The sequence below is a fragment of the Methanobrevibacter woesei genome (assembly GCF_003111605.1).
Classification (GTDB): Archaea; Methanobacteriota; Methanobacteria; order Methanobacteriales; family Methanobacteriaceae; genus Methanocatella; species Methanocatella woesei.
Map to the genome: position 1 here is coordinate 1 of NZ_MZGU01000003.1, position 14,226 is coordinate 14,226.

Here is a 14,226-nt window from a genome sequence, read left to right on the forward strand (position 1 = left end):
AAGGGTAGGTTATCCACGTGTTACTGAGCCGTACGCCACGAATCTAAATTCGTTCAACTTGCATGGCTTAATCGAATCCCAATAGCAGTAGCATCTGCCAGGATCAAACAGAATTGAAAAAAGCAGATTTACATACTAATGAAGTACAAAAACTACATAAAGTAATAGACAGGATAATGCACAAAATTTGTTAACAAAAATTGTAACCAAATTTCACCACATCTACAAAACCAACATCATACCTGAAAAAATCAAGTACTCATAAAAACATGCATTATAAAAGATATATTCAGTAATGAAAATATCTGTATAATCATAATTAACTATAGCTACATGCGGAAAAGCAACCATCATAGCCAAAATTGCATAACACAATAAGCTTAGGTCATCGCCATATAACACATAGCACATCTAATAGTGAGGGAAGTTTTATACACAAATTCATTTTAAAAATATTGCAAAAATATTTTAATAAAACTAATAGCTAATTATATTTTAATAAAGCATGAATTAAAAATAATCAATCACTATCTATAAAAAATAGTAAAAAAGAAATGAAGTTAGGATAATAATTTAATGTAAATAATTTTTTAAAAGAAAATTCTAACTTTAACAACAAAAAAATAAAATTAATCTTATTATAAATATCTGGCAACAATAAAACTTGAAATTACAAAATCATATATAAAGTTATCTATTTACTTATATAACTCTAAAAAAAATAGTGAAAAATAAAAAAAAGAATAAAAAAATTAGTCTTTCTTCTTTATAACTGAAATTACTCTTGTTAAACTTCTATGCATTTTAATATGATACTGTTCCATTAGTTGAAAACCAACTTCATCAATCATCGGTTGGAGATCAACATAATGAGGACTTGCCATGCATAAAAAAGCATCATCCTTCATATTACTGTAAATTGAATGGAAAAATTCATTGAAGATTTCATCCCCATCAATATCTCCAGTTGATGTTGAAATCCCATATGGTGGATCAGTTACTACAGAATCAACTTTCTCATACATTTTAAGCTCGCGAACATCAACATTAAAAGTTCTATAATTTTCAATTCCACAGTACTCTAAATTAATAGCTGTCCCATTTTTCATTTTCCAATTAACATCAGAACCTGCAACTTTACATCCTATAAGACCTGCTTCAATTAGTATTCCTCCAGTACCACAAAATGGATCCAATACTAAATCTCCTTCACAAACACGTGATAAATTTACCATACATCTTGCTAATTTTGGACTCATGGATCCTGGGTAAAAGAAAGGTCTTTTATGAGGTTTAATCTCTTCAAAATGTTTTTTATTTAATTTAAATCTTTCAATAGCTAAAAATATATTATCCTGATATGCAACCAATCTTACCAAGGAATTTGGATTTTCTAATTTAACTTTAATATCAGTATCATTAACATTAGATAAAATAAGTGACCCTACTTCCCTTTCACAGCCTACAGTGTCAATATCAGAGCTAAATCTTTTCAATCTAACAGCAAAGTTATCTTTAATATACTCTTGCCAGTTTACTTTTAGGATTTCCTCTTCAAGAGATTCATATTTAAACTTAGATATAACTTCATGTACTTCATGAGTGTATCCCAATCTTCTAACGAATAGCTTATAATATTTTTCTAAATTTTCATCTGAGATATCTCTAAGTATAACTAAACCTTCAGTTATTATATCTAAAGTTCCTTCAATATTTTCACACTCAATAACTGCTTTTAATTCAGCAATTGGTAATTTAGGATGTTCCTGAGACTGTATAAATAGTAATTCCATAAATTCACCTTAAAATCCAAAAATTTTTGATACTTTCTTAATAAAAAAACTAGGAATTATCTTAAATAATAATCCTCTTTTAATAATTTCTTTTACAAGTACTGACTGATTATCCATATCTCCATATTTTGAGATTAACTGTTCACAATTATTTTCTTTCAATTTAATGAAGAAGTAATCTAAATCTTCATTAGAAAATATATTTAAAGTTTTTTGAACTTTAAATTGATATTTCAATTCCTTAAGATATTTTTTATAAAATTTTTTAGGATACTCCTTTAATAAATCTATATTATCCTGATTAATAGCTTTTATAATAATATCAGAAGCAATTTTACATGCATCAAAGCCTAAAATTAAACCTCCACCAGTTGTAGGCTTTATTTCACAGGCTGCATCACCTACCAAAATCCCTCTTTTTTCAACTAATTTATGATTTTGACTAAAAATAGGGATTGCTCCTTTATATTTTTCTAATAGTGAAATATCTTTATTTTTAAAGTTATTTTCTAAAAATGAATTAAGTATTTGATTTTGCTGTTTATAATCATGATTTGAAAATAATCCTATTCTAAATAGATTATCTTCTGTAGGAATAATCCATAAAAACCCCGGAAAAATATCTTGATGAACATAAGTATCTACATAATCACTAAAATCTTCATTATTTGCTTGCCTATAACTGTTAATAGCTTCATCTGAAATTTTAACAAGCAACTGAGATGCATTAAATGTTTCAGGTGCATTTCCAAAAGATTTTGATACTTCAGATTTATAACCATCTGCACCAACAACAATTTTAGAAGATATTCTCTCATTATTGGCAAAAGTTATGATTCCATTATCTAAATCAACACCAGTAACTTTTTGATTTATAAATTGAACACCATTGTTAATAGCCCTTTTAAAAAGAAATTGATCATATGCAACACGATCTATTACATATGCAGCATCTTCTTCTTTTTGAACTTTTAAAATATTATTATCTGTATGTAAATAGGCTCCTTTAACTTTATTTATAATCAGTTCTTCAGGAATTTCATTAAAATTTATAATTGCCCTATTTACAATCCCTGCACATTGAAGAGGATAACCTATATTCTTCTTTTTATCAATAATGCAGATTTTTAAATTGTTATTAGAAGATAAATAATATGCTAAAGTAGACCCAATTGGTCCAGCACCTACAATAGCTATATCAAAATCCATGTTATACCTCAAGAAAAATTATTTTTTAAATTTATCAAAATGTCTTTGAACAATAGTGTTTCTATCATCAAAAGATTTATTTTTAGATTCTTTTTTAGAAAAATCATCCCTATTTTCTTCTAAATAATAATCCATTTCATCATAATCATTATAATAGGGTTCTGAATCTTCATATTCCTGATTATTATATTCCTCACTATAAGAGCTGGAATCATCATAATTATCATTATAACCTTCAAATTTATAAGAACCATCAAGATGCTTCATTGCACTATCAATATTCCTCTCTAAGTTATTATCTCCATCATAATACTCATAATCATATTTTTTATATTTTTTATGAGAGTTATTTTGATAATTTAAATCTTCAGGATAGTACTCATAATTATTTTGACCTTTTGAGTGATTTTGTTCCTTGTAATAATCATTAGCAGAAGAATATCCTCTTTCATATTTATTATCATATTGAGGTTCTTCATAATAATTTTCAGAATATTGGCGTTCATCATAATAATTATCTGGAATCTCTTCATTCATGTAAGGCCTGTATTCATCAGCATTATAACCTTCCTCTTCAAAAAGATTTCTGGGAGGATTATTCCTTTTATTGAACCTGGATTTATGTTTTTTAGAGGATTTTCTAAGGTTTCTAGGAGGCTGTTCTCCATATTGATTATTAAAATCATTGAATCCCCTATCATTAAATCTGAATCTGTTCATCTCATCAAATAGAATTTCTTCAACTTCACCAGGAGATGAAATATTGGCTATTTCCATTTGATTATTATCATATGCACTGAAAATACTTACAGTTCCAATATTTAAAAGCCTTTCAATAATATTTTGAGAAGTGTTGATATCCTGAATAGTATTATAGGGCATATAACTTTTTTTTGTGTTTAATAAACCTTTTTTAACAATGATTCTTCTATCAGTCAAGGTATAAGAAATAGAATACCATGAAAGCAGTTGCCATATAATATACAAAATAAGTATAAAAATAATTACAAAAAGTGCAATGGCAGTGTAATGGGTTAAACCAACATTAATATAAGAAATTAAGTAAACCTGCATATTTCCAATGTAAGAAATTACTGGAGATGCAACTGATAAAATAATAATTAATAAAATAATACCTAAAATAGCTTTTTTACAGCCTAAAATCATATTAGGTCTTGTTTCATAGATAATCCTTTCATTAGCTATTTTATCATTTTTATTAAACAACATAATTGTATATATTAGTTAACTTTATAATAAAGTTTTATGAAAAAAAGTAAATTTGAAAAATAAGCCTCAGCTCGCCCATCATTCATCACATATCAGAGCTCATAGGGTTCATCATTGGCTTATTTTATAGTATAAATATTTATTAACTTATCCAAACATTACCCCAGCTTCTTCTGGGAAGTTATCTTGATTTGAATCAACAACTTTATCAACAGCGTCCATAAAGTCAGCAACAGTTACTTTATCACGTTTTTCACGGATTGCAAACATACCTGCTTCAGTACAAACTGCTTTCAAATCAGCTCCAGAGAGACCGTCAGTTAATGAAGATAGTACATCAAGATCTGCTTCTTCATCTAAAGCCATTTTTTCTGTATGGATTTTTAAGATTTCTTTTCTTCCTTCATCATTAGGTAATGGAACTTCAATAAACCTGTCAAAACGTCCTGGTCTTAAAAGTGCAGGATCTAAAATATCTGGCCTATTAGTAGCACCGATAATTCCAATATCACCACGAGATTCAAATCCATCAAGTTCGGCTAATAGCTGCATTAAAGTTCTTTGAACTTCTCTATCTCCACTGGTTGAACTTTTAAGTCTTTTAGCTGCAACTGCATCAAGTTCATCAATGAATATAATAGCTGGTGCCTTTTCTTTTGCAAGCTCAAATACTTCACGAACAAGCCTTGCACCTTCACCAATATATTTTTTAACAAATTCAGATGCCACAATTTTAATAAAAGTAGCATTAGTTTCATTTGCTACAGCTTTAGCTAATAAAGTTTTACCAGTTCCTGGAGGTCCATATAATAAGATACCTTTTGGAGGGTCAATACCTATTTTTTCAAATAATTCTGGTTCTTTAAGAGGTAACTCTACAGTTTCTTTTACCTCTACAATTTGATCTTCAAGACCTCCAATGGTCTCATAAGTAACATCAGGTTTTGTTTCAATTTCCATACCTGAAACATTTTTATCTTTCTCTGATGGTAAAATTTCAACAATACCAAATGTTTGTTGATTTAAAGCAACCCTTGAACCTGGTACTAACAATTTTTCATCTAAAAATTTAGAGTATTTAACTAAAAAGCTTGGACCAGTGCTGCTTTTAACTGTCATTCTATTATCATCAAGGATTTCAGTAATAGTAGCTAATACAAGTGGAGGAGATCTAAATCTTTCTACTTCAGCTCTTAAAGATTTTGCTTCTCTTTCTAACCTAATTTTTTCATTTTCAATTAGAACTTTATCTTTTTCTAATTTTCTAACCTTCCACATTAGGTTACTTTTAGTACGAGCATTTTCATCTTTTAATGAGCTAATCTCGTCCCTCATTGAATCAATTTCATCAATTAAATCTTTTTTAGAAGAATTTTCCAAATTATTCTCTAAAATTTGGTTTTCTTCTACATCAATGTTATCTTCCATATAATCATCTCGAAATAATGATTTACAATAAATTTATTTAATTCAACTTTAATAACCATTAGTTATTTTAACTATTTAAAGTTATTTATTTTAATCATAACAAACAAAATACAAAATAAGTTATAAGTGAACCTTATAATAAATATTATGGTAACCTTTAAATGCCAAATTTAAATAATAATATCTAATAAAATATTTATTAACAAATTATAAAAAATGATTCATATGGAATGCGAAATTTGTGGAAAACCCGTTTCAGACAACCCAAAAAGAACAAAAATCGATGGTTCTGTAATGATAGTTTGTAATGAGTGTGCCAAATTCGGTAGAATTCAAAAAGCACCTCCTAAATCAAAATTTATAAAAACTAATAAAAAAGGTAAAAAACAACAGAATACCAAAAAACGTAACACAAGAGAAGAACCAACTGAAGAACTAATTGAAAACTACAACACAACAATTAGAAACAAAAGAGAATCTAAAAATTGGTCTAGAGAACAGTTAGGGCAAGCAATAAATGAAAAAGTATCTGTAATAACACGTATCGAATCTGGAAAAATGATTCCTGATATAAAATTAACTAAAAAACTAGAAAAAGCTTTAGATTTAACATTACTTGAAAAAACTGGAGAAATAGACTTAACTCAATTCCAAGGAAGTGATTCTGGAAAATTAACCCTTGGAAGCATAGTAAAAATTAAGAAAAAATAGCTATTTATGTGAATAGCTATTTAATTTTTTATTATCAATAACTTTAACTTCACCTTTTGTTTTATAATCCTTCATACCACTATTTTTTGCTTTGTGAGAATAATAACCTGAAAAATCAGGAGCTCTCTCTAATTTAAGTTTTAATTTATCATAAGCATCATATTCATCACTTACAATAACAACATGTGCTGGTGGATGAATTTTCTTAATCTGCATAATACTTAAAGTTGTATCTTCTTTAATAAAAAAAGCAGTCGCAACTTTAGATTTAGTTTTAAGTTTAGAATGTAAAATACCTTCAACTAATTTATCTGCAAATCTAGAATCGATCATTTTTGGTTTACATGCTAAATTTAAGTTACCATGCCTTTCCATATCTGCAATTGCATTAAGTAACTTTGAATTGTTTTCTCCTCTTATTAAGACTAATGCCATACAAATCCCTATTTAAAAATAAAAAAGATAGGTGAATAATTCACCGTTCTTGGAATGATTTAAGTAATCTACTTCTAAATACAACAAGCAATATTAAAATAATACCAATTACTGTCTGTATACTTCCTAAAATATTTAATACCATTGAATCGACAGGTAAATCCCATGATGGTGAAGTCCTATCTCCAAGCAAAGCAGTGAAATAAACACCAACAGCTTTTGATTCCTCTTTAACATTGATATCTTTTGGTTCAACGAAGTCAACACCAACCAAAACACCACTATTAATCGCCCTATTAATAGAACTAGCAATAGCTGTTGCATCATATCCATTATTATTAACAGCTGCTTTAACAACTTCAGTGGTTGTTGAAGCTAAACCTGGTGCTTCACTACCATAAACAGAGACAGTAACTGAATCACTAGTAACTGTTAATGAATTACCTAATGCTTCATATGCATAAATTGTTGTCAGTTCACTACCACAAACAGGACATACATTATAATTCTCTGCTGATGGGAAACCTAATGCCCAACCACATTCCGAACATGATTTAGAATATTCTTGGTCCATAGGATACCCTGTTTCATTCATTTCACTTGGAGTGAACATATCTCCAGTAGATAAACCAGAAACTAAGTTTACTCCACCTCCACCATATTTCTCACCTGAATCTCTAGCTACTTCGCCCATAGCTTCTGCAAGAATAGTGGTTGCTGGATATCCATCCCTAATCATTTTTCCAATGTTAACTGCTGTTTCTTGACGAACACTGTCTGCAGTACCATACAATGGATTTCCTGCAGTATTTCTCAAGTGAATAATAGCTCCTTTTTGACCAGGTTCTAAAGTAGCTAATCCACCACTGTAAGGTGTTACAGTAATAGTAGAATTATCACCAGAGTCAACTGTGATAACATATGCATCAAAAGAACCACCAACAGCAGCACCCATATGTGGTCCACCTACTACAAGACGAGCTCCAGTATATCCACTTGCAACAGAAGCTGCAGAGGCTGCAGAAGCATTGTTTTGCAAACTAGCAAGTGCTTCAATAATAGAATCTAACCTTGTATCAGAACTACCAGTACCCCCTGATAGTACTACATACTGCCCTTCTTTGGACATTAAAAAGGTAGATTGAAACATATTCTCTGCAAAAGACATACTTCCTGCAGCTGCACCATTAGGATCTTCACCTGTAGGATCAGTAATTACAATAATGTTACAAGTAGCAGAAACACTATTCATACATAGCATAATGAGAATAAAAAATACAAATAACGCCTTATATTTCAAATTATCCCTCTATTTTGTGCTATTTTCCATTTCAACAGTTGAAAAGTCTTCAATAACCGTAACTGTTACAATACCTGTGTTTTTATCCACTTGGACATCTGCAGCAGAAATAGGTTGCACAGATGTTCCCGGAACCGTTGACCGTTCAGCCATATCTTGAGCCGTCTCAATAGCATCTAACAGAGATACCTCCCGTATAGATGTTTGTAAAATATCCCCATAGATGACACTACCATCTCTTAACCCAGACTGCATAACATTTGCTCTTATAGTATCAATAGGAACTATATCATTTCCTTTAACAATAATTCCGGAGATAGGAACACCATCACTAACTTCAGCAGATGATGCATATGCAACATAAGTTATTAAACGACCACAAAGAATTAACATAAACGCTAATAATAGAATGATTAACGTGTCTCTTCTAATCTTAATAAACATGTTTTATCATCTTCCTCAAATCCATTTAAATATCCATCAAAGAAAACAGATTATTAAATGGGAAAATAAATTACACTACTATATTAAAATAACATAATATTTAATGTTTCCCACAAAAAATAATAAAAAATAAAAATAGCTATTTAAAAAAAAAGTTGAAATAAAAAAATTATAAAATATCTTTTAATAGTTCCTCAGCAGGATCCATTCCTTGAGCTCCAATTAATAAAATAACATCTTTTTTATCTGCATTATCATAAGTGTCTTTTAATGCATCAAACAAGTTATCAAAATGGATAAAAGGAACATTGTTTTTATTTAATACATCGAAAAATACATCTCTTTCATCATCTTCAACAAAGTTAAGAGAATTGACAACATCAACACTAGAAGACAATACAATATCCATGTTTTCAGTATAAGACTCAACTAATGCTTCAACATTATATTTATTAATGTCAACACCACGTGATCCTCTGATAGAACAAACAACAAACAATTTGTGATTTTCAGGCACTAATTTAACAGATTCTGAAATTGTTGCTTTAATACCATCTGGATTATGAGCAAAATCGTCAATGATTAAAGGATTTTTATTTAAAATAGAAAATCTTCTATTTAAAGATTTATAAGATTTAACCCCTTTTACAATACCTTCTTTTGAAATTCCTAAAGATATACAGCATCCAATAGCTGAGAGTATATTTTGAATAAAGTGACTGCTTCTAAATGGCAAGTCTTCTTCTTTTAAAAGCAATTCACCCCTACAAATAATTCCTTGTTTAGAAGAATCATAAAATACATCCTGTTTATCTTTCATTGAACAGAAAACAATGTTTTCATCATTTAAATCATCAGCTATTTTCTTAAGCAAATCATCATCATGATTTAATACAACAGTTTCATCAATAGCTTCTGGAACTTGATGAATTTCACTGTAAACTTCTTCAATTGAATTTACAAGACCAATGTGATCCATAGCAATATTTGTAATTACTCCAACTTTAGGATGAATAGCTTCAGACATTAAATATGCATGCCCTTTCATTAGATTACCTAGCCATCCTTGAACTTCAGAAACTTCAATAACTAAATAATCCAAAGAACCATTTTCTATGACTTCATCAGAAATTAATTTGGATACCATTGGATCAATTAATGTATTAAATTCAGATTCTGCATCAGTATTTGTGAAAACTTTATAACCATTTTCTTTTAAGATATGATAAATTAAATGAGAAGTGGTTGATTTACCATTAGTACCTGTTATAATAATATTTTCTGAATTAGGCGAATATTTATTAATAGTCCATTTAAGTGCAAAAGCATTAGCTAATTCAATCCTGTCAACAATGATTAATGGGAAATTAAGTTCTTCTGCTTTTTCAACTGCATTTTCTTTTGGAGTCTGAGTTATTAAACAAGCAACATCCTTTGAAGCAGCTATTTCAATACCTTTTCCATTAATCCAATGCCTTATAACAATATCTCCTTTTGTAGCATCATTTAATAACGTAAAACGTCCAATAAATCCCTCATTAAAAAAATAATCTGAATTTCCAACTATTTTACCTTCAACAAAACTAGCTAATTCATTAATATTAAAATCCATAAATAATCACCTAAAAAAAATAAAAAAAAAGATTAGAATAAAAAGACTTGTGCAACAAGTCCAATTATACATAATATTGCAGTAACAGCCCAATAGGTCAATACAATTTTAGTTTCAGACATACCATAATGGTTTAAAGTATGATGTAATGGCTCTACAGGCAATTTAATAATATTAGCCCTATGTAATAAACTTACAACAACTGAAAATATAGGTACACCTAATGCAAGAACTCCAAAGTATGGAACATCAGCTATAAGAACTGCTGCAGCATAACCAGTACCTAAAACAAAAGAACCAGTATCCCCCATAAATATAGATGCCGGATATTTATTAAATACTAAAAATCCTAAACAGAGCCCTGCTAAAACTATAAATGGAGGTAGAACATCCATATTTCCTATAACATAACCATAAACACAGCATGCAATAGATGCAATAGCTATAATACCTGCAGCTAAACCATCCATACCATCAATTAAGTTTACACTGTTAATAGAACCTAAAATAGCAATTACAACAACAGGAAACATTAACCATCCTAATTCAAAACCACCAAGAGTTGTAACAATTCCTGTTAAACCTAATAAGATACCTAATACAATTTGACATATAATTTTTTCAGATTCTTCAGGTTCTGTTTTAATAGGAACCTCACCGATAACTTCAACTTTTCCATCAGCTAAAAGCTTATCAACTTCAGATTTAGCTTTAGGAGTAGCTACTCTAACTTCTTCATTTGGTTCAACTTCTAATCTCCCTAAAGAAATAACTTTATTTGAGACATTTACAACAAGTTTTTGAACTTCTTTAACTTTAAGTCCAATTAAATCATCAACTAAACCTACAATTCCACCTGCAAGCATAATAAATGACATTATTAAAATTGGAGTGTTTTGATAGTAAATAGCTATTAATAAAAGGATGGTGAAAAGAAATGCAATTCCACCCATTGTAGGAGTTCCACTTTTATGCCTATGTTCACTAACAATAGGATTATCAGCTATTCTTGCCTTCAAAAGTATTCTCCTAACATAATATGTGAAAACTATTGAGGCAATTAAAGTAATTAAAAACAAGATTAACATGTCTGTATAATTCATTTTACCACACAAAAATTTTCAAATTATATAATAAATTTATAATCAGTAATATATATAATTATTAGATAGAGTATATAAGAAAAAAAAATAAAAAATAAGCTTAATTCAATAAACTATTTTTAAATTCATTAAGCTTTTCACTTGATTTAGCACGAATAGTAATCCTCTGATAACCTTCAGGCCCATGAACTACAAAATCATCTTTAGCAAAAGATTTTAGTGGTTCAGAATGTTTTGGTCCATTATAGTTACCAATTGGAATTTCAGTTGCATAGAATTCCTTTAATTTAGAATCAATATTTTCTTTACTGAATTCACCTATTGCCATGTTAATTAACTCATGTAATGAATTAACATCACAGGTAGCGGTTGTTAAATATCTTGTACCATTTGGCCTTGTATTAACTTCAATAGCATAAAGAGTGTCTTTAGAGTGAGAATACATAAAGTCCATTTCAAATATTCCATCAGAGTTAAGTTCACTAGCTACTTTCTCAGCAGCTTCAATTACCCTCTCATTGTCAAAACCTTCAATCTCACAAGGACCTAATTTTACTTTATTTAAAGGATGAGTACCTTCTAAAGTTGTTTCACCTTTATAAATAGGAATCAATGGTATAACTTCACCTTTAAATGCCAAAACCTCAATTGATATTTCAGACCCTTCAATAAATTCTTCACATAATGCTTTATCAAATTCCTGGAAGTACTCTCCAATATCTTCAATAGAATTAGCTATTTTAATATCTTTTCCACCCTGACCATAACCTTGTTTTAAAACAAGAGGAAAATCAATATTTAATTCATTTTTAAAGGTATCTTTTTCAAGTATTTGATAATTAGGGGTTGTAACACCAATTTCATTGTAAAATTTCTTTGTATTGATTTTATCTGAAGTTAATTCAACAGCTCTAACATTAGATGCTATAACAGGAATATTATATTCAGATTCAATTTCCTCTTTCATATGGGCAACATCTATTAAAGGAGGATCAATACCAATTAATGGAATAACTGCATCAACATTTTCTGAAATAGCTATTTGTTTAGGAGCATCCATTCCACGAGGTACAATTATTACTTTATCTGGTAAATTTAAGTTTATAGCATCTTCATTAGATTCTGTTAAAATACTTTCAATTCCTTTTTCCTTAACATAGTAATCTACATCATCATACAATCTTGAACCAATAAATAAAATTTTCATACAATCCCCTTTATAATTTTAATTAATTCTAATGCATTTTTTTCAACAACTTCAGTTAAATTCTCATTATAATCCATAGATTCAGGTTCAATACCAATAAAAATTATTTTAAAATCATGCTCTCTAGTTAAATACTTGACAAAATAAGAAAGAGACATTGAATGAGTTGAAATACCAATATTTACAAAATTCTCAGAGCTGACAACTTTAACAGTTCCAGGTTCTTCATCCATTAAACAGGCATCTAAAATAATAATATGGGAAGGATTATCCTTTTTTATTTTACCTGTAAAATTTTCAGGAACTGTTTCACCATTAATTAAAACTATATTATCCTCTGAAAGCTCTTTTTCTAATTTTTTAATAATGAACGGACCAACACCATCATCACATTTAAGTTCATTACCAACTCCCAAAATTAGTAACTTTTCATAGTCTTGTAAAAACTCAGATAAATCATTTTTAATTGAAATAAAAATCACCTTACATACTCAGTTTTAATTGTTTCAATTCCCTTACCCATTATATATTTTAAATTTAATCTAATTAAATCATTTCTTTTAACATTTAAGTTATCTAAAGGAATTAATAATGGTGGATTAAGCATAGGAGTTGGTCCACAAACAATATTCTCATTAAGTTTAGTAACAGTGGTAATTTTAACTCCGTTAATTTCACCATCATTTCTAATTTTGAAATCAAGAGTACCTTCAAATTTAGGATTAATATCTTCTAAGAAATTAATTTTAGAATATAATATTTCATTTGATAATGGTTTATAATTAATATTCTCTCCAACATCATCATAGTGAAAATATTCTCTCTCCATATTAACTAACTGGGCAAGATTAAAAATCCCTTGAGGAATAATCTCACCAGTATCCTTTAGATATTTCTTAACATTTTCTAAAACAGGCACCTGCTCCTCATCAATTAAAGCTGTGTCTAACATTTCACATATGATTAAATCTGCTTTTTTATTAAAAGAAATGGCTGTTGCATCATCATTAAAAAGAGAAATATTATCAAAATCATTTAGATTGTTTTTTGTACAATTAAATGTTTTAGAATCAATTTCACAAGAAAATATCTCTTTAAAAAAAGGTTGAGCAAAAAAAGATAGAACTCCACTACCACAGCCCACATCAAAAGCAATTAAATTATCTTTATTTTGATTTTTAACATAATCTAAAATAGCTTCATAAAAAACAGCCAATCTTTGCTCATCTTTTAATAAATTAAAATGATAAGAAGTAGTTTGAAATTTCATATAATCTTTAACTAATGGAAATGATCATGGTCATGGTGGTCATGGTCTGGATTATTTTTACTGAATTCCTCACCATTTGCAGTACTTGTAAGTTTTACGTGTTCTACACCTTTAAGTCTCATCATTTTTTCGGTTAATTCCCTAATCTCATTAATATCTCCATTAACAACAATAATTTCCATACAATACTTTTCAGTCATATGAATATGCATACTTGCATTGATTTCATTTCTAAAATTATGTTGTATCTCAGCTAAATTCTCCATAACTCCAGTATAATGATGATCATAGATTATAGTGATAATACCAATTCTTTCCCCTTCCATTTCATTCATCCATTGATATCTTACAATATAATCCTGTAAAGCATCTCTAATTCCTTTAGAACGGGACTGGTATCCTCTTTCTTTTAAAACATCATCAAAATCAGCTAATAATTTTTTAGGTAATGACATACTAATTCTCATCATAGAAAAAACCTTTA

At 28.8% G+C, this 14,226-nt stretch carries 15 protein-coding genes and 1 rRNA gene; 1 reads left to right on the plus strand and 15 read right to left on the minus strand.

Annotation, left to right across the window (positions count from 1 at the left end):
* From MBBWO_RS01420 to MBBWO_RS01440, 6 genes are all read right to left on the minus strand, one after another.
* Positions 1-114 (minus strand): 16S ribosomal RNA (locus tag MBBWO_RS01420); the annotation flags it as partial.
* Between the two features lie 108 nt (positions 115-222).
* Positions 223-402 (minus strand): hypothetical protein, encoded by a 180-nt coding sequence (locus MBBWO_RS08070; protein WP_133241500.1) that lies wholly within the window; start codon positions 400-402, stop codon positions 223-225.
* 350 nt (positions 403-752) lie between these two features.
* Positions 753-1,793, minus strand: coding sequence for a TIGR01177 family methyltransferase (locus tag MBBWO_RS01425; RefSeq protein WP_116669112.1), 1,041 nt, complete (start codon positions 1,791-1,793; stop codon positions 753-755).
* A 9-nt stretch (positions 1,794-1,802) separates the two neighbouring features.
* Positions 1,803-3,002, minus strand: a complete 1,200-nt coding sequence (locus MBBWO_RS01430) for a geranylgeranyl reductase family protein (RefSeq protein WP_116669113.1) — start codon at positions 3,000-3,002, stop codon at positions 1,803-1,805.
* Positions 3,003-3,020: 18 nt separating this feature from the next.
* Positions 3,021-4,232, minus strand: coding sequence for a PH domain-containing protein (locus MBBWO_RS01435; RefSeq protein ID WP_116669114.1), 1,212 nt, complete (start codon positions 4,230-4,232; stop codon positions 3,021-3,023).
* A gap of 147 nt (positions 4,233-4,379) precedes the next feature.
* A complete protein-coding gene (locus tag MBBWO_RS01440; protein ID WP_116669115.1) occupies positions 4,380-5,660 on the minus strand; it encodes a proteasome-activating nucleotidase in 1,281 nt (426 codons plus the stop codon).
* 225 nt (positions 5,661-5,885) lie between these two features.
* Between MBBWO_RS01440 and MBBWO_RS01445 the strand changes: the two genes are divergently transcribed.
* On the plus strand, positions 5,886-6,371 hold the full coding sequence (locus MBBWO_RS01445) for a multiprotein bridging factor aMBF1 (protein ID WP_116669116.1): 486 nt from the start codon (positions 5,886-5,888) through the stop codon (positions 6,369-6,371).
* On the opposite strand, the gene MBBWO_RS01450 is transcribed toward MBBWO_RS01445, so the two are convergent.
* The 9 genes from MBBWO_RS01450 to nikR form a co-directional block, all read right to left on the minus strand.
* The gene (locus MBBWO_RS01450) at positions 6,372-6,806 is read right to left on the minus strand and encodes a DUF356 domain-containing protein (RefSeq protein WP_116669117.1); all 435 of its coding nucleotides are present in this window, start codon (positions 6,804-6,806) and stop codon (positions 6,372-6,374) included.
* A 40-nt stretch (positions 6,807-6,846) separates the two neighbouring features.
* On the minus strand, positions 6,847-8,067 hold the full coding sequence (locus tag MBBWO_RS01455) for a hypothetical protein (RefSeq protein WP_116669286.1): 1,221 nt from the start codon (positions 8,065-8,067) through the stop codon (positions 6,847-6,849).
* Between the two features lie 48 nt (positions 8,068-8,115).
* Positions 8,116-8,550: a hypothetical protein gene (locus tag MBBWO_RS01460; RefSeq protein ID WP_116669118.1), complete on the minus strand. Its 435-nt coding sequence runs from the start codon at positions 8,548-8,550 to the stop codon at positions 8,116-8,118.
* Positions 8,551-8,719: 169 nt separating this feature from the next.
* Positions 8,720-10,162: a Mur ligase family protein gene (locus tag MBBWO_RS01465; RefSeq protein WP_116669119.1), complete on the minus strand. Its 1,443-nt coding sequence runs from the start codon at positions 10,160-10,162 to the stop codon at positions 8,720-8,722.
* Between the two features lie 32 nt (positions 10,163-10,194).
* Positions 10,195-11,277, minus strand: coding sequence for a glycosyltransferase family 4 protein (locus MBBWO_RS01470; protein WP_116669120.1), 1,083 nt, complete (start codon positions 11,275-11,277; stop codon positions 10,195-10,197).
* Positions 11,278-11,365: 88 nt separating this feature from the next.
* Complete coding sequence (locus tag MBBWO_RS01475; RefSeq protein ID WP_116669121.1) at positions 11,366-12,472, minus strand: ATP-grasp domain-containing protein; 1,107 nt, start codon at positions 12,470-12,472, stop codon at positions 11,366-11,368.
* Complete coding sequence (hycI, locus tag MBBWO_RS01480; RefSeq protein ID WP_243408449.1) at positions 12,469-12,954, minus strand: hydrogenase maturation peptidase HycI; 486 nt, start codon at positions 12,952-12,954, stop codon at positions 12,469-12,471. Before hycI ends, MBBWO_RS01475 begins: the two co-directional genes overlap by 4 nt.
* Positions 12,951-13,742: a 50S ribosomal protein L11 methyltransferase gene (locus MBBWO_RS01485; RefSeq protein WP_116669122.1), complete on the minus strand. Its 792-nt coding sequence runs from the start codon at positions 13,740-13,742 to the stop codon at positions 12,951-12,953. Before MBBWO_RS01485 ends, hycI begins: the two co-directional genes overlap by 4 nt.
* 11 nt (positions 13,743-13,753) lie before the next feature.
* Positions 13,754-14,212, minus strand: a complete 459-nt coding sequence (nikR, locus tag MBBWO_RS01490; RefSeq protein WP_116669123.1) for a nickel-responsive transcriptional regulator NikR — start codon at positions 14,210-14,212, stop codon at positions 13,754-13,756.
* Between the last annotated feature and the right edge of the window lie 14 nt (positions 14,213-14,226).